This is a genomic window from Mesorhizobium sp. RCAM 05104 (assembly GCF_059683645.1).
In genome coordinates this window covers 3942265-3957370 of sequence record NZ_CM185033.1, presented here as the reverse complement: position 1 = coordinate 3957370, position 15106 = coordinate 3942265, and the positions used below count along the sequence as shown (strand labels likewise).

General features: G+C 63.6%; 17 protein-coding genes. 8 read left to right on the top strand and 9 right to left on the bottom strand.

The annotated features are described in order from the left end of the window. The first annotated feature begins 9 nt into the window (after window positions 1–9). The 4 genes from ftsY to AC56QP_RS19340 are packed head-to-tail and all read left to right on the top strand — an operon-like array spanning window position 10 to window position 3772. Complete coding sequence (gene ftsY / locus AC56QP_RS19355) at window positions 10–1905, top strand: signal recognition particle-docking protein FtsY (protein WP_497100403.1); 1896 nt, start codon at window positions 10–12, stop codon at window positions 1903–1905. 3 nt (window positions 1906–1908) lie between these two features. Then, a complete protein-coding gene (locus AC56QP_RS19350) occupies window positions 1909–2574 on the top strand; it encodes a septation protein A (RefSeq protein ID WP_489858504.1) in 666 nt (221 codons plus the stop codon). A 10-nt stretch (window positions 2575–2584) separates the two neighbouring features. After that, entirely contained in the window at window positions 2585–3205 is a 621-nt protein-coding gene (locus tag AC56QP_RS19345; RefSeq protein WP_489858505.1) for a pyridoxamine 5'-phosphate oxidase family protein, read from the top strand. Window positions 3206–3238: 33 nt separating this feature from the next. Continuing rightward, window positions 3239–3772 (top strand): NADPH-dependent FMN reductase, encoded by a 534-nt coding sequence (locus AC56QP_RS19340; RefSeq protein ID WP_489858506.1) that lies wholly within the window; start codon window positions 3239–3241, stop codon window positions 3770–3772. Between the two features lie 28 nt (window positions 3773–3800). Here the strand turns inward: AC56QP_RS19340 and AC56QP_RS19335 are convergent, their stop codons facing one another. Beyond that, complete coding sequence (locus AC56QP_RS19335; protein WP_091575998.1) at window positions 3801–4010, bottom strand: tautomerase family protein; 210 nt, start codon at window positions 4008–4010, stop codon at window positions 3801–3803. Window positions 4011–4043: 33 nt separating this feature from the next. Beyond that, a complete protein-coding gene (locus AC56QP_RS19330) occupies window positions 4044–4961 on the bottom strand; it encodes an SMP-30/gluconolactonase/LRE family protein (protein WP_489858507.1) in 918 nt (305 codons plus the stop codon). Between the two features lie 303 nt (window positions 4962–5264). Here AC56QP_RS19330 and AC56QP_RS19325 point away from each other — a divergent pair, with 303 nt between their 5' ends. Then, window positions 5265–5432 (top strand): hypothetical protein, encoded by a 168-nt coding sequence (locus tag AC56QP_RS19325; RefSeq protein WP_091575996.1) that lies wholly within the window; start codon window positions 5265–5267, stop codon window positions 5430–5432. A gap of 145 nt (window positions 5433–5577) precedes the next feature. Here AC56QP_RS19325 and AC56QP_RS19320 read toward each other — a convergent pair whose 3' ends face one another. The 4 genes from AC56QP_RS19320 to ccmA all read right to left on the bottom strand — a co-directional run bounded on the left by AC56QP_RS19320 (window position 5578) and on the right by ccmA (window position 7769). Then, a complete protein-coding gene (locus tag AC56QP_RS19320) occupies window positions 5578–6156 on the bottom strand; it encodes a DsbE family thiol:disulfide interchange protein (RefSeq protein WP_489858508.1) in 579 nt (192 codons plus the stop codon). After that, complete coding sequence (gene ccmD / locus AC56QP_RS19315; RefSeq protein ID WP_256752055.1) at window positions 6153–6320, bottom strand: heme exporter protein CcmD; 168 nt, start codon at window positions 6318–6320, stop codon at window positions 6153–6155. The genes AC56QP_RS19320 and ccmD overlap by 4 nt, the downstream gene beginning before the upstream one ends. A gap of 179 nt (window positions 6321–6499) precedes the next feature. Further along, entirely contained in the window at window positions 6500–7165 is a 666-nt protein-coding gene (gene ccmB, locus AC56QP_RS19310) for a heme exporter protein CcmB (RefSeq protein WP_489858509.1), read from the bottom strand. Between the two features lies 1 nt (window position 7166). After that, entirely contained in the window at window positions 7167–7769 is a 603-nt protein-coding gene (gene ccmA, locus AC56QP_RS19305; protein WP_489858510.1) for a heme ABC exporter ATP-binding protein CcmA, read from the bottom strand. Between the two features lie 285 nt (window positions 7770–8054). Here ccmA and acnA point away from each other — a divergent pair, with 285 nt between their 5' ends. Continuing rightward, the gene (gene acnA / locus AC56QP_RS19300; protein WP_489858511.1) at window positions 8055–10745 is read left to right on the top strand and encodes an aconitate hydratase AcnA; all 2691 of its coding nucleotides are present in this window, start codon (window positions 8055–8057) and stop codon (window positions 10743–10745) included. An 89-nt stretch (window positions 10746–10834) separates the two neighbouring features. Here the strand turns inward: acnA and AC56QP_RS19295 are convergent, their stop codons facing one another. After that, on the bottom strand, window positions 10835–11512 hold the full coding sequence (locus AC56QP_RS19295; protein WP_489858512.1) for a ceramidase domain-containing protein: 678 nt from the start codon (window positions 11510–11512) through the stop codon (window positions 10835–10837). 175 nt (window positions 11513–11687) lie between these two features. Here AC56QP_RS19295 and AC56QP_RS19290 point away from each other — a divergent pair, with 175 nt between their 5' ends. Together AC56QP_RS19290 and AC56QP_RS19285 are read left to right on the top strand one after the other, a co-directional pair. Then, entirely contained in the window at window positions 11688–12473 is a 786-nt protein-coding gene (locus AC56QP_RS19290; RefSeq protein ID WP_489858513.1) for a DUF1223 domain-containing protein, read from the top strand. Window positions 12474–13125: 652 nt separating this feature from the next. Then, window positions 13126–13512 (top strand): DUF2794 domain-containing protein, encoded by a 387-nt coding sequence (locus AC56QP_RS19285; protein WP_091576226.1) that lies wholly within the window; start codon window positions 13126–13128, stop codon window positions 13510–13512. Between the two features lie 52 nt (window positions 13513–13564). Here the strand turns inward: AC56QP_RS19285 and AC56QP_RS19280 are convergent, their stop codons facing one another. Together AC56QP_RS19280 and AC56QP_RS19275 are read right to left on the bottom strand one after the other, a co-directional pair. Next, complete coding sequence (locus AC56QP_RS19280) at window positions 13565–14143, bottom strand: GNAT family N-acetyltransferase (RefSeq protein ID WP_489858514.1); 579 nt, start codon at window positions 14141–14143, stop codon at window positions 13565–13567. A 119-nt stretch (window positions 14144–14262) separates the two neighbouring features. Beyond that, entirely contained in the window at window positions 14263–15042 is a 780-nt protein-coding gene (locus AC56QP_RS19275) for a Bax inhibitor-1/YccA family protein (RefSeq protein WP_091575987.1), read from the bottom strand. Window positions 15043–15106 lie beyond the last annotated feature (64 nt).

Sequence of the window (15106 nt, the reverse complement as noted above, 5' to 3'; positions counted from 1 at the left end):
ACGCAAAGCATGGCTGGTTTTTTCAAGAAGATATTTTCGTTCGGCAAGAAAGAGGTGGTCGAGGAGCGCATCGACGAGACCGCCCCGCTGCCGCCGATCAAATGGGAAGCGCTGGATGCGCTGAAGCCGGCAGCCGAGCAGGTCGTTCCGGAATTCCTGAAGCGCGACGAGCCGCGGCCCGAGGCGGAGGTCGTGCCGACACCGCCGGCCGAGCCGGAGGTACCGCCAGAGCCGGCATCTGTCGAGGAGCCAACGCCCGCGCCGGCGCCGAGCGTCCCGTCCGAGCCGGAAATTCAGCCAGAGCCCACACCGATCGAGGAACCGCAGGCACCTGAGCCGCTGGCCCCGGAAATACCGGCCGAAGAGCCGGCGCCACCGGAAAAGCCCGATGTGCCAGCCGTGCCGGAGCGCGTCCCCGAACCGGCGCCGCAAGAGATTCCAGTCCCGGCACCGGACCTGCCTGAGATCGTGCCCGACGAACCGGAGCCTGGGCCTGCGCCTGTCGAAGTGCCGGCCCTTGCTGTCGAGACACGATCAGAAATCCCTTCACAGCTTGGCGTTGCCCCTCATCCGGCTGCAGCTACCTTCTCCCCCGCGGAGAAGGAAGCTGAACGCGACGCCGTGCCTGCCCCTGCAGACGTAGAAGAAGAAGTCGCAACGCTGACGCCCCCCTCTCCCCGCCTCTTGCGGGGATTGGGTAAGGGTGAGGGGCAGCGCGAGCCTGCGAAGGATTTGGCACCCCCTGCCGAGGCTACGCCAGCAACTGCCGTGCCTTCGGCCCCACCAGCAGAAATCCAGCCTGCCATTCGCCAGCCCGCGCCAGTCGAGACGCAGCCCGTCATCGCTGAGGTCGCACCCGAACCGCAGCCCGTCCTGCAACCGGCCCCACAACCCCTGCCGGAACCAAAACCCGCTCCCGGCAAGGTGACCGTCACCAAGAAGGTCGAACAGAAGGCCGAACCGCGGAAGGCGCCGGAGCCGGCGCCGAGGCGCTCGTGGTTCCAGCGCATGAAGGACGGGCTCGCCCGCTCCTCGAAAGAACTGACCGGCAACATCGCCGGCGTCTTCACCAAGCGCAAGCTCGACGAAGAGACGCTGCAGGATCTGGAGGACGTGCTGATCCGCGCTGACCTCGGCATGGAGACCGCGCTGCGCGTCACCGATGCTCTGGCCTCCAGCCGCTATGGCAAGGACGTGTCCGACGCGGAAGTGCGCGCCATCATGGCGGCCGAGGTGGAAAAGGTGCTGACCCACGTCGCCATGCCGCTGGAGCTCGACCTCTCCCACAAGCCGCATGTCATTCTCGTGGTCGGCGTCAACGGCACCGGCAAAACCACCACCATTGGCAAGCTCGCCGCCAAGCTGACCGATGGCGGCCTGTCGGTGATGCTTGCCGCCGGCGATACCTTCCGCGCCGCCGCCATCGAGCAGTTGAAGATCTGGGGCGAGCGGACGAAGTCGCCGGTGATCGCCTCCAAGATCGGCGCCGATGCCGCCGGGCTTGCCTACGACGCCTTCGAGAAGGCGAAGGAGGCCGGCTCCGACGTGCTGATCATCGACACCGCCGGGCGCCTGCAGAACAAGACCGAACTGATGGCCGAGCTCGAAAAGATCGTCCGTGTGCTCGGCAAGCTCGATCCGGAAGCGCCGCACACGGTGCTGCAGACGGTCGATGCCACCACTGGCCAGAACGCGCTCAACCAGGTCGAGATCTTCCGCAATATCGCCGGCGTCAACGGTCTGGTGATGACCAAGCTGGACGGGACGGCGCGCGGCGGTATTCTGGTGGCGATCGCGGCAAAGCACAAACTGCCGGTCTATTTCATCGGCGTCGGCGAACAGGTCGACGACCTCGAACCTTTTTCGGCAAGCGAATTCGCCAGGGCGATCGCTGGAGTGGCTTAACCCATGAACCCACCTATCCTCGAAAGCGATCTTTCCGATCCTCGTCGCAAAACGCTGAACCCCGCCCTGAAATTCGCTCTCGAACTCGGGCCGGGCCTGGTGTTCTTTTTCACGACCATTCGCGGTGAGTGGCTCGCCCAGAAATTTCCCATCCTGACGCATCTGGGCGAACCGCTGCTGATCGCCACCGCCTTCTTCATGGTGGCCACCGCGCTGTCGCTTGCTGTTTCGTGGCTGGTGATGCGCAGCTTGCCGATCATGCCGCTGGTATCGGGCATCATCGTTTTCGGGTTTGGCGCCTTGGCGCTGTGGCTGCAGGACAAGACCTTTGCCTACATGAAGCCGACGATCATCAATTCCCTGTTCGGCCTGACGCTGCTCGGCGGACTGGCATTCGGCAGATCGCTGCTCGGTTATGTCTTTGATTCCGCTTTCAGCCTCGACGCCGAAGGCTGGCGCAAGCTCACCTTCCGCTGGGGACTGTTCTTTCTTTTCCTGGCTGCGCTGAACGAAGTGATGTGGCGGAATTTTTCGGAGGAAACCTGGCTTTATTTCAAGGTCTGGGGCACGATTCCCATCACTCTTGTCTTCACTTTCAGCCAGATGCCGCTGATCCTGCGCCATTCGCTCGAGGAAAAGGCGGCAAAAGAAGAGAAGGCCGGCAAATAGGGAGGGGGCCATGGAATTCGTCACCACGCGCGACGAGTTGAGGACGATCTACAAGACGCCGCGCCCGACCGACGGCTCGGTCCGCAAGGAATTGAAGGCGCTCGACGGCCATTGCCGTTCCTTCATCGGCAAGAGCCCGTTCGTGCTGATCGGCTCGTCCGACGGCGCCGGCAATGCCGACGTGACGCCGAAGGGCGACAGGCCGGGCTTCGCCGCCGTGCTCGACGACCAGACCATCGCCATCCCCGACCGGCCCGGCAACAACCGGCTCGACACGCTGGAGAACATCCTCCTCAACCCGTCGGTCGGGCTGCTCTTCCTCATCCCCGGCATGAACGAGACGCTGCGCGTCAACGGCGACGCCCGCATCACCATCGATGCGGGTTTGCGCGAGCGCCTGGCTGTCGACGGCAAGGAACCGCAAAGCGTCGTCGTGGTCACCGTCAAGGCCGCCTACATGCATTGCGCCAAGGCCTTCATGCGCTCCGATCTGTGGAAGCCGGAGACCTGGCATGACCGCTCGACGCTGCCGACACTCGGCCAGATCCTGCGCGACCAGCTGGCGTTGGCCGATTCGGTCGAGGCGACCGACCGCTGGCTGGACGAAAGCTACAGGCAGACGATGTGGTAATCTTCGCGGACACGATTCGTCCGAGTTTTACCCTTGCTGAACCTCCTTGCCATCTCCGGCAGCCTGCGGGCGGCCTCCACCAATTCGGCCCTGCTCGCCGCACTGGCGCGGAATGCGCCGCCCGGCTGTCGCGTCACCCTCTATGACGGGCTTGGCCGTCTGCCGATCTTCAATCCCGACGAGGAAGGCGAGCGGACGCCGCAAGAAGCCGCCGCGCTGATCGACGCCGTCACCCATGCCGACGGCGTCATCGTCTCCTGTCCGGAATATGCCCATGGCGTTCCGGGCGGCCTGAAGAACGGGCTCGACTGGCTGGTGTCGCGCGACGCCGCCGTCGACAAGCCGGCCATGCTGGTGCACGCCTCGCCGCGCTCGCTGTTTGCCCGCGCCGCCTTGGCGGAGATCATGCGCACCATGTCGTTTGCGCTTTATGACGGCAGGTCGCTCGAGATTGCGCTGCTGGGTAAGAAGCCGCCCGAGACCGACACCATCCTGGCGGAGCCGACAAATGTGCTGGCGATGCGCAATGCGCTTTCAGCCTTCGCGGATTTCATCGCGAGCCGCTGAGCACATCCTTCGCCACCAAGCCTTCGAACTACTTCTTGCTCCGCAGCGTCTCGACATCGGTCTTGCCGACATACCAGTCGCGCGCGTTGACCTCCTCGAAGACCACCCAGACATCGTCGTTCCCCAGTCCGGTGGCCTCCATGATCGCCGCCGTGACCTTTTTGGCGATGTCCGCCTTCTTGCCGGCGGGGTCGGCCGCGATCACTTCCTTGACGAGGCGGATGTTGACGAATGGCATGATTTTCTCCCCTTCGATCCTGTTGACGGCAGCTCAGTACGTTTTGGCGCCGTTGACCATGAGCCGGACCATGTAGAGCGAAGTGGTGCCGGCGATGTAGAGACAGTTCAGCTTGTTGCCGCCGAACACGCAATTGGCGGTGACCTCCGGTACCTTGACCTTGCCGATCAGCGTCCCGTCCGGATCGTAGCAGTGGATGCCGTCGGCCGCGCTGGTCCAGATACGGCCGCCCTCATCGAGCCTGAAGCCGTCGAACAGGCCGGCCGTGCAGTCGGCGAAGACTTTTCCGCCGGAAACCTTCTTGCCGCCCTTGCCGACATTGAACACGCGGATATGCGCAGGATCTTGCGCGCCATGCGTGCGGCCGGTGTCGGCGACATAGAGCTTGCTCTCGTCGAGCGAGAAGGCGAGGCCGTTGGGCCTGACCATGTCGGTGATGACGGCTTCGACCTCACCCGTGCCGGGATCGACCCGGTAGACATGGCAGGCGCCGATCTCGCTCTCCGCCTTGTCGCCCTCATAGTCATTGTCGATGCCGTAGCTCGGATCGGTGAACCAGATCGATCCATCCGACTTGACCACCGCGTCGTTGGGCGAATTCAGCCGCTTGCCACGCCATTTCGCCGCAATGGTGGTGATCGAGCCGTCATGCTCGGTGCGGCTGACGCGCCGGCCCGAATGCTCGCAGGTGACCAGCCGGCCCTGCCGGTCGACGGTGTTGCCATTGGAATTGCCGGATGGCTGACGGAACACGCTGACATGGCCGTCGGTCTCGTCGAAGCGCAGCATGCGGTTGTTCGGGATATCAGACCAGACCACATAGCGGCCGGCGGCGAACCAGGCTGGCCCTTCCGCCCATTGGCAGCCGGTGAAGAGCTTGTGCACATGCGCATTCGTGCCGACCAGGCGCGCGAAACGCGGATCGAGAATTTCGTAATCTTCGGCGGCCATGGCTTCCCTCCCAGGTCATTCAACGCGGCACCGTCACCGATCAAGCCAGCCGGCGATCAATAAGGCAAGATCGATCATCAAATCGTCCGCAACCTCCTGCAGACGTGATGAGGCATGAGTGCCGCGTTAACCCCGGTTAAGGGCCCTTAACCCGGGTTAAGCGCGCTTAACCGGCTATGCGCTGAGTGCAATGGTGCATTGCAACATCTTCTTTTTGCAACGCACCAATCCTATGTCATGCTTCGTACCGATCAAGGGAGGAAGAACCGGCCGCCAGGAAGGCGGCACAGAAGGAACCTTGCTATGATCTTCAACGATCTCATGAACCGCGCTCGCAACAGCATTGCCAAGCGCAAGCACTACAACCGCCTCGTCGCCGAAATCGACAGTTTTTCCAGCCGCGATCTGGCCGACATGCGCGCCGACCGCTCGGAAATGCTCTACCAGGTCCACAAGCAGATCTACGGCTGACCTTAAGTCCGCGCCGCCCAGGCGTGTTGAGATTCAGGTCAGGCCGAGTCGAGAAGGGTGGGTTCCGAGAACCGGAGCGGAGCGTACTTTCGGGTACGTGAGCACCGGAAGCGCAGGAAGCCGCCGTCCGCAGGCCAGCTGAATATCAATGCGCCGCCAGCGCCTTGTCGATCTGCGGCAACAGCAGCGTCCGCGCCGTCTCCGGCGTCAGCGGACCGACATGCTTGTAGGCGATCTTGCCGTCCTTGCCGATGACGAAGGTTTCCGGCACGCCGTAGACACCCCAGTCGATCGCCGTGCGTCCGGCCTCGTCGACACCGATCGCCTGGAACGGGTTGCCGAGATCGCCGAGGAAACGGCGGGCGTTTTCCGGCTGGTCCTTGTAGTTCAGCGCCGCCATGACGAAGCGCTTGTCCCGCGCCAGCGCCAGCAGCACCGGATGTTCCTCCCGGCACGGCGCGCACCATGACGCGAACACGTTGACCAGCGTGACCTTGCCGGCGAACAATTTCGAATCCAGGCCCGGTAGGTTGCTGCCCTCGAGCGCCGGCAGGTTTGTCTGTGGCGCCGGCTGGCCGATCAGCGCCGATGGCACCTCCGAAACATCGCGCCCCGACAAAAGCTGCGACAGGAACAACCCCGCCAGGCCGATGAAGATCAAAAGCGGCAAAAGCACAAACAGGCGGCGGCGGGGCGGCGCGGGCGTTTCGGTTTCCATGCTCATGACTTGATGGCCTTGTCGGAGCGACGCCGGACGCCCGACGCTTCCAGTTCGGCGAGTTCACGTTTGCGGGCCCGCTGGTCGATCAGGATCCAGCCGATCAGTCCGGCCAGCGCCACGGCGGTGATCGCGTAGGCAGCGGTGACGTAGAGTGCATGCGCGCTCATGCCTGCCGCCCCCTCGACGACATCCTTCTCTCCAACCGGATCCTTCCGTCTCGCTCGATCATGCTTTTCCTTAACGACGTGCCGGCAGCTTCGCAATCGGCCGCCGCGCCGCAGCCTGCGAACATAGGCGGTCGCCGCGCCGCGGCCTTTGATGTCACGCAAACCCTGACCGACGTCACTCAATCCGTTCCGTGGCGCAGCGCCAGCGCCGCCGACACCGGGCCCAGCACGGCAAGAAACAGGGTCAGCGCGGCAAGAATGAGGAAGGGCTGCAGAAACGGATCGGGATTGGCCGTCGCGCCGTAGCTCGCCGAAACGCCGAAGATCAGCACCGGGATGGTCAGCGGCAGCACCAGCACCGAGATCAGCAAACCGCCACGCGGCAGCGCCACCGCCACCGCCGCACCGGCAGCACCGATGAAGGTGATCGCCGGCGTGCCGATCAGCAGTGTCAGCGCCGTGGCGCCGATGGCGAGCGGCTCCATGTTCATGAACAGGCCGAGCAAGGGAGCCGCAATGACCAGCGGCAGCACGCTGCCCGCCCAATGCGCCAGGCATTTCGTCAGCACGGTCAAAGCCAGCATGTGCCGGTCGTTGCCGAGCACCAGCAGATCGAGCGAACCGTCCTCGCGGTCGGCCTGGAACAGCCGGTCGAGCCCGAGCAGGCAAGACAGCAGCGCGCCGATCCACAGGATCGCCGGGCCGATGCGGGCGAGCAGCCTCAGGTCCGGCCCAACCCCGAACGGGATGGTGGCAATGACGGCAAGGAAGAAGATCACGCCGGTCAACGCGCCGCCGCCGGCACGGATATTGAGGCGGATGTCGCGGAGGAAGAGCGCTAGCATGTCATCCTCCCATCCTCAATTCTTTCGCCCCATCCAACCCGAGCGGCAGATGCGTCGCCGCGACAATCATCCCGCCATCCCCGCAATGCCTCGTCATCAGCGCGGCGAAGCGCCCCTCCGAAGCCTTGTCCAGCCCCGCCGTCGGCTCGTCGAGCAGCCACAGCGGCCGATGGCTGACCAGCAGTTTCGCGATCGCCGCGCGCCGCCTCTGCCCGGTCGAGAGATAACCGAATGGCAGATGGCCGATGCTGCCCAGCCCGACCATGTCCAGCGCCGCCTCGACGCCAACATGGCCGCTGCCGTTGAAGTCGCGCCAGAAGCGCAGGTTTTCCGCCACGCTGAGCGCCGTCTTCATCGCGTTGTGGTGGCCAAGATAATGACAGGCCGAAGCGATCGACGGAAACGTCTCGCCACCACCTTCGATCCGCACGCTGCCTTCCGCCACCGGAAGCAGCCCGGCGATAACCCGCAGCAAGGTCGATTTTCCTGATCCGTTCGGCCCGGTGACGACCAGCGCCTGACCGTCCCGCAGGGCAAAGCCGATGCCGGAAAACACCGTGTCGCCGCCGCGTTCGCCGCCCAGATTTCCGGCGATAAGCCGCATCCCTCACCCGTCCCCAAAACAATGTGTCGCGGCTGGTATCGCATCGCACAAAATAGCCTTTGGACTGTCTAGAACTATTCCAGAAAATTCTCTATATGCGGTGCATCCGTGCCAGCGGTCGGCACGGGAAGCGAATTAGCGCCGAACCAGCGCACGCGCCGCCTTGAACGGCTCGAGTTGCTTGGGAGCGGACAGCGGAAATGGCCGTACCCGCACCTTTGCGCGTGATTGCATGCCATCGGCGTCCGTTCCCTTTCAGGCTGAACAGACAAGGACGGATCGCACGTGTCAAAATCCCTCGACAGTTTCAATTGCCGCCGCACGCTGACCGCAAGCGGCACTGAGTATGTCTATTTCGACCTCATCGAGGCCGAGAAGAACGGCCTTACCGGCATCGCCCAGCTGCCCTATTCGATGAAGGTGCTGCTGGAGAACCTGCTGCGCAACGAGGACGGCCGCTCCGTCACCAAGGAGAGCATCCAGGCGGTCGCCGGCTGGCTGACCGACAAGGGCACCGCCGGCGTCGAGATCGCCTATCGCCCGGCCCGCGTGCTGATGCAGGATTTCACCGGCGTCCCGGCCGTGGTCGATCTCGCCGCCATGCGCGACGCCATGGCCTCGCTCGGCGGCGACCCGCAGAAGATCAACCCGCTGGTGCCTGTCGACCTCGTCATCGACCACTCCGTCATCGTCGATGAATTCGGCACGCCGATGGCCTTTGCCCGCAATGTCGAGCTCGAATACGAGCGCAACGAGGAGCGCTACAAGTTCCTGAAATGGGGCCAGCAGGCCTTCCGCAACTTCCGCGTCGTGCCGCCCGGCACCGGCATCTGCCACCAGGTCAACCTCGAATATCTTGGCCAGGTCGTCTGGACCAACACCGAGGATGGCGAAACCACCGCCTATCCCGACACCTGCGTCGGCACCGATTCGCACACCACGATGATCAACGGCCTTGGCGTGCTCGGCTGGGGTGTCGGCGGCATCGAGGCCGAGGCTGCCATGCTCGGCCAGCCCGTCTCCATGCTCTTGCCCGAGGTCATCGGCTTCCGCCTCACCGGCAAGCTCAAGGAAGGCGTCACCGCCACCGACCTCGTGCTCACCGTCACCCAGATGCTGCGCAAGAAGGGCGTCGTCGGCAAGTTCGTCGAGTTCTTTGGCCCAGGCCTCTCCAACATGACGCTGGCCGACCGCGCCACCATCGGCAACATGGCGCCGGAATATGGCGCCACCTGCGGCTTTTTCCCGGTCGACTCAGAAACCATCCGCTACCTCACAATGTCCGGCCGCAGCGAGGACCGCATCGCGTTGGTCGAGGCCTATGCCAAGGCGCAAGGCCTGTGGCGCGACACCGGCTCGGCCGATCCGGTGTTCACCGACCTGCTCGAGCTCGAGCTCGGCAGCGTCGTGCCGTCGATGGCCGGCCCCAAGCGCCCCGAGGGCCGCGTCGCGCTCGAAGGCATTCCGGAAGGCTTCGCCAAGGCGATGGAGACCGAGTACAAGAAGGCGGCGGAAATCTCCAAGCGCTATGCCGTCGAAGGCACGTCGTACGATCTCGGTCATGGCGATGTCGTCATCGCCGCCATCACCTCCTGCACCAACACCTCGAACCCGAGCGTGCTGATCGGCGCCGGCCTCCTGGCGCGCAACGCCAACCGGCTCGGCCTCAAACAGAAGCCGTGGGTGAAGACCTCACTGGCCCCCGGCAGCCAGGTGGTCGCCGAATATCTGGAGAAATCCGGCCTGCAGAAGGAGCTCGACCAGATCGGCTTCAACCTGGTCGGCTTCGGCTGCACCACCTGCATCGGCAATTCCGGCCCGCTGCCGGCGCCGATCTCGAAAACCATCAACGACAAGGGCTTGATTGCTGCCGCGGTCTTGTCCGGCAACCGCAATTTCGAAGGCCGCGTCTCGCCCGACGTGCAGGCCAACTACCTCGCCTCGCCGCCGCTGGTCGTCGCCCACGCGCTGGCTGGAACCGTCACCAAGGACCTCACCACCGAGCCGCTCGGCGAGGACAAGAACGGCAATCCGGTCTACCTCAAGGATATCTGGCCGAGCTCGGCCGAGATCCAGGAATTCATCGAGAAGAACGTCACCCGCGAGCTGTTCGCCCGTAAATACGCCGACGTCTTCAAGGGTGACGAGCACTGGCAGAAGGTCCAGGCCCCGGAAGGCCAGACCTATGCCTGGGACGACAATTCGACCTATGTGCAGAACCCGCCCTATTTTGCCGGCATGACTGCCGGGTTCGGCAAGATCGGCGACATCAAGGGCGCCCGCATCCTCGGCCTGTTCGGCGACAAGATCACCACCGACCATATCTCGCCGGCGGGCTCGATCAAGGCCGCCTCACCGGCCGGCAAGTACCTCACCGATCATGGCGTCGGCGTCGCCGACTTCAACCAGTACGGCACGCGGCGCGGCAATCACGAGGTGATGATGCGCGGCACCTTCGCCAACATCCGCATCCGCAACCACATGCTGGGCGAGAACGGCAGGGAAGGCGGCTACACCATCCACTACCCGTCGAAGGAAGAGGAATCGATCTACGACGCGGCGATGGAGTACAAGAAGGAAGGCGTGCCGCTGGTCATCTTCGCCGGCGTCGAATACGGCAATGGCTCGTCGCGCGACTGGGCGGCCAAGGGAACGAACCTTCTCGGTGTCCGCGCGGTCATCGCCCAGTCCTTCGAGCGCATCCATCGCTCGAACCTGGTCGGCATGGGCGTCATTCCCTTCGTCTTCGAAGAAGGCACCTCGTGGGCCTCGCTCAACCTCAAGGGCGACGAGCTGGTCGAGATCGACGGACTGAGCACCATCAAGCCGCGCCAGACGATGACCGCCAGGATCACCTATGGCGACGGCACGGTGAAGAATGTGCCGATCATCTGCCGCATCGATACGCTGGACGAGCTCGACTACTTCAAGAACGGCGGCATCCTGCAATACGTCCTGCGCGACCTGGCGGCCTAACGGCAGGGATTAGGCAGTAGGGATTGGGCAGTAGGCAATAGGGAAGCAAGGAAGACACACCCTACTGCCTACTGCCTACTGCCTACTGCCTACTGCCTACTGCCTACCTTCGGCGCCCCAAACCGCGCCGCCGCCGCCAGAAGCACGCCGAGCATCAGCCCGTTGAGGATGTGCCAGAGGAAATGCGTGCCGAGCGGGAAGCTGGCGCAGACCAGCGGATCGATCATCCGGCAGATGACCGAGACGACGAAGATCGCCGACCCCGCCAGATTGTACCAGCCGGCGCGATTGCCGCCCGCCGCCACCAGGGTGCCGAAGAAGGCGAGCGCGAGGAACGGCGGCAGATAGCCGGTCGTGCCGTTCGACGCCTGGCGCAGCCAGTCCGGCACGGCCAGCGTCACCAGCCCGGCAACCGCGTAGAAGGCAACGAAGATGACAATGGCCTTGCCCCATCGCATACCGAGGAAGCGGCGCAGGTTGAACAGCGTGTAGGCCAGCGTGAAGCTGGCGATCGGCAGCACGTCGGCCCAGATGGTGCCCTTGGTGGCAAACGTATGGAATATCGTCGAGCCGATGCCGATCGCCACCACCCACCAGGCCAGCACCTCGGCAAAGGTGCCGGTGCCCAGCCTTCGCACCTCGCGTACGCCCCACAGGCCGGCGGCGATGAAAGCGAGATTTGTCAGCGCATTGATCGGCTCGGCCCAGAGTCCCGGTCCCGTTCTCTCGCAGTAGAGATCGACCGGCGCCAAAAGTGTTTGCCACATCGTGATTGCCGCCCGAATCGGTTTCGACCCTGAAGTGCAGGCCTTGGTCCTATTGCGCCGTTGCGGTCGGTTGCAATGGCAAAAATTTCACCGCAACGTGACTTCCTGTTGACTTCCGGTTCTGCCACATATTTCAGCAATCACAATAAAGCCGGCACCACCGGCGGGAATCGGAATGACCATGGCCTCGCGAAAATCATTGTGGCTGGCAGCCCTTGCGCTGGCCTTTTCGGCGTTTGCCGGCACCGGACAGGCTGGCGAGCTCGACAAGCCCCAGTCCGACAGGGGTTCGACCGACAGGCCCCTGGGCGTGGTCGAGCTGTTCACCAGCCAGGGCTGCAATTCCTGTCCCCCGGCCGATGCGTTGTTTGCCGAACTTGCCGCCAAGGAAGATATCGTCGCGCTCGCCTATCACGTCGACTACTGGGATTATCTTGGCTGGCAGGACACGCTGAGCCGCAAGGAGAACACCGAGCGGCAATATGACTATATGCGCGCCTTCGGCAGCCGCTCCGTCTACACGCCGCAGGCCGTTATCAACGGCCGCGTCCATGTCAACGGAGCCAGCCGCGGCGAGGTCGACGGCGCGCTCGCCCGCCTGGCGAAGACCGGCGAAGGCATGCGGGTCGCCATCAAGGTCAGCCGAACCAGCGACCGCGTGATGATCGACGCCGGCGACGCCGGCGCGGGGCCCAGCGATGCCCATGTCGTCATTGTCTATTTCGACCCGCCGCAGACGATCAAGATCGGCCAGGGTGAGAACACCGGCCGCAAGATGACCTACTGGAACGCCGTTACAGGTATCCAGACCGCTGGCATGTGGCACGGCAAGGCGCAGCGCTACGAATTGCCGATGAGCGAGATTTCCAAGAAGGGCGGCTGCGCCGTGCTGCTGCAGTCGGTCGGCAAGGACGGCCTGCCCGGCCCCATTCTGGGCGCGGCCTTCATCCACAAGCCTTAGGCATCCTTCAGATCCTGATTGAGCGCCGCTATCTTGCCGATGGCGGGACGATCGTCATTTCGTCATCTTGAGGCAGAACAGGGACGACGCGACGACGCGGAGACTCATGCCGGGGCTTTCAACACAGATTGGCAAAAGCGGGGGATGAAGGCCAATCTCCCTCCTTGTGCGGGTGAAGTCCGGTAGGAAAGCGTCGCGAAGGATCGCCTGCGTTGGCGGATGGAGCAACGAAGCCGCGCCCCTGTCTAGGCACTTCAGCCTCCATCGACCAGGCATGAAAAAACCGACGCCAGCTTGCTTCTGACGTCGGTTATTTAGGTTTTGGGATCGTCGCACCCGGTTTTTCCGAGGAAAAACCGAGGTTGGTTCGATCCGACGCAGACCCGTGGGCGGGGGGCTTGGGGTTTACGAGCCGGTGCCGGACCGAACCGTCTCAGGCAACGCCGGTAAATTCGTCGGACATTGGGGCATGAGCGCGGATAAAAAAAGGCAGAAATGTGGCGAAGCATCACCAATTCCAACACGGCGTTTCATAAAAGTGACTGGACGTTGCGAAAACGGCGCAGCGCGGGGCTCGCTTCGCCGGGTCTTGCAATTCCTTCGCGAACGCGCCAACTTTGGTTGGCAAAGATTCATTTTGAAGGATCGAGGCATGACCGATGACGGCGGCGGGACGGGGGATGGCGACGCATCCGCAATATTGATCCCGCTGCACGAGGCAAGACGCGAGCGCCTCGATCAGCCGGTGCGGTTCGACCGGCGTGAACTGGACCAGATCCTCAGGATTTACGGGCGCATGGTTGCCGCCAATGAATGGCGGGACTACGCCATCGACCACCTTACCGACCGCGCCGTGTTTTCCGTCTTCCGCCGCACCAGCGAAGTGCCGCTGTTCCAGATCGTCAAGGATCCGAAACTGGCCCGCAAGCAGGGCGCTTTTGCCGTCATCGCCGCCGGCGGCCGCATCCTCAAGCGCGGCCAGGAGCTTGGCCGCGTGCTGGGGGTGTTCGACGGCAAGCTGAAGCTGGTCGAGGCTTAAAGCAATTCCAGGAAAAGTGCACAGCGCTTTTCCGTCCGGAATTGCATAAAAATCAAGTAGTTAGTTTTTGCCGGTGGAATTTCCGCTCCGGCAGCGAATCCGGATCAGGCGATGTCGAGACCCCACCGTTCAACGACAGCTGCATGAAGACCGTGTCCAGCCAGCGGCCGTGCTTGTAGCCGGAGCCTTCAAGGCGGCCCGAATGGCGAAAGCCGAGCTTTTCGTGCAGCCGCACGGAAGCGCTGTCCGGCCGTCCATCGCCGATCACCGCGACGATCTGGCGAAAGCCCGCCGCGCGGCACGCCTCGATCAGCTGCCGCATCAGCAACAGACCAACCCCCTGGCCCTTGGCCTCGGGCGCGACATAGACGGAATCCTCGACGATGAAGCGATAGGCCGGGCGCGGCCGGAACGCCCCGGCATAGGCATAGCCAAGCACGGCGCCATCCTTCTCCGCCACCAGGTAGGGAAAGCCGCCGGTCATCAAACCGTCGAAGCGGGCGCCCATTTCGACGCGGCTGGGCGGCTCCAACTCGTAGCTGGCGGTACCGTGCGTGACCGCATCGGCGTAGATTTCCATGATTCGGTCGAGGTCGGCCGGTCCGGCGGCCCGAATGATGATGCTGCTCATAATTTATGCAAGTCGTTCATGTGCCTCCTATTAAGCAAAGGCCGGCACAAAAGAAAAGGGCGGCCGTTGGGCCGCCCCTTCCAAACTCGCTGGTCCAGTCAGACCATGATCCCGAAGCCTTAGCGGCGATCGCCCATGAACTGCAGCAGGAACATGAACAGGTTGATGAAATCGAGATAGAGCCTCAGGGCACCCATGATCGCCTTGCGGCCGGCGACATCCGAAGCGTCGCCATCGAAATACATCTCCTTGATCTTCTGCGTGTCATAGGCGGTGAGGCCCGAGAAGATCAGCACGCCGATCGCCGAAACGGCGAAGGACAGGGCCGACGACTGCAGGAAGATGTTGATCACCATTGCGATGATCAAGCCGAACACGCCCATGATCAGGAACGAGCCCATCGCGGTCAGGTCGCGCTTGGTCGTGTAGCCGTAGAGCGACAGCGCGCCGAAGGCCGCCGCGGTGGCGAAGAAGGTCTGCGAAATGCTGGCCGTCGTGTAGACCAGGAAGATCGACGACAGCGACAGGCCGACGAGGCCGGCATAGACCCAGAACGTCGTCTGCGCGGCCGCAACACTCATCGACTGGACACGGAACGACAGGAACATCACCGCAGCCAGCGGGGCGAAGATCACCACCCAACGCAGCGGCGAGCCGAAGATCGCGTAGCCGAAGGAGGTCAGCATCTCGCCGCTCGGCAGCGTCGCGACGGCCGAGGCCGGATCGGTGGTGGTGGCCAGCATGATCGTGCCGATTGCGGCAAGTCCGGTGATGAGGAGGCCGAGCCCCATCAGATTGTAGACCTTGATCATGTAGGCGCGCAGGCCTTGATCGATATCAGCACCAACGCCGACGCCGGGCACGGCGCGCGTCTGGTAGTTGCGAATGGGATCAGCCATTGTAGTCCTCTATTGCTTCTGCCCCGTCCGGTGTCAGGTCCACCCGGACCCAGGCGCCGCTGGC

Coding starts and splice junctions, on each gene's coding strand:
- AC56QP_RS19285 (WP_091576226.1), top strand. CDS start 13,126: ATGACCGATGACGGCGGCGGGACGGGGGATGGCGACGCATCCGCAATA.
- AC56QP_RS19350 (WP_489858504.1), top strand. CDS start 1,909: ATGAACCCACCTATCCTCGAAAGCGATCTTTCCGATCCTCGTCGCAAA.
- AC56QP_RS19345 (WP_489858505.1), top strand. CDS start 2,585: ATGGAATTCGTCACCACGCGCGACGAGTTGAGGACGATCTACAAGACG.
- AC56QP_RS19295 (WP_489858512.1), bottom strand. CDS start 11,512: ATGTGGCAAACACTTTTGGCGCCGGTCGATCTCTACTGCGAGAGAACG.
- ccmA (WP_489858510.1), bottom strand. CDS start 7,769: ATGCGGCTTATCGCCGGAAATCTGGGCGGCGAACGCGGCGGCGACACG.
- AC56QP_RS19275 (WP_091575987.1), bottom strand. CDS start 15,042: ATGGCTGATCCCATTCGCAACTACCAGACGCGCGCCGTGCCCGGCGTC.
- AC56QP_RS19290 (WP_489858513.1), top strand. CDS start 11,688: ATGACCATGGCCTCGCGAAAATCATTGTGGCTGGCAGCCCTTGCGCTG.
- AC56QP_RS19325 (WP_091575996.1), top strand. CDS start 5,265: ATGATCTTCAACGATCTCATGAACCGCGCTCGCAACAGCATTGCCAAG.
- AC56QP_RS19335 (WP_091575998.1), bottom strand. CDS start 4,010: ATGCCATTCGTCAACATCCGCCTCGTCAAGGAAGTGATCGCGGCCGAC.
- AC56QP_RS19330 (WP_489858507.1), bottom strand. CDS start 4,961: ATGGCCGCCGAAGATTACGAAATTCTCGATCCGCGTTTCGCGCGCCTG.
- ccmB (WP_489858509.1), bottom strand. CDS start 7,165: ATGCTAGCGCTCTTCCTCCGCGACATCCGCCTCAATATCCGTGCCGGC.
- AC56QP_RS19320 (WP_489858508.1), bottom strand. CDS start 6,156: ATGAGCATGGAAACCGAAACGCCCGCGCCGCCCCGCCGCCGCCTGTTT.
- ftsY (WP_497100403.1), top strand. CDS start 10: ATGGCTGGTTTTTTCAAGAAGATATTTTCGTTCGGCAAGAAAGAGGTG.
- AC56QP_RS19280 (WP_489858514.1), bottom strand. CDS start 14,143: ATGAGCAGCATCATCATTCGGGCCGCCGGACCGGCCGACCTCGACCGA.
- ccmD (WP_256752055.1), bottom strand. CDS start 6,320: ATGAGCGCGCATGCACTCTACGTCACCGCTGCCTACGCGATCACCGCC.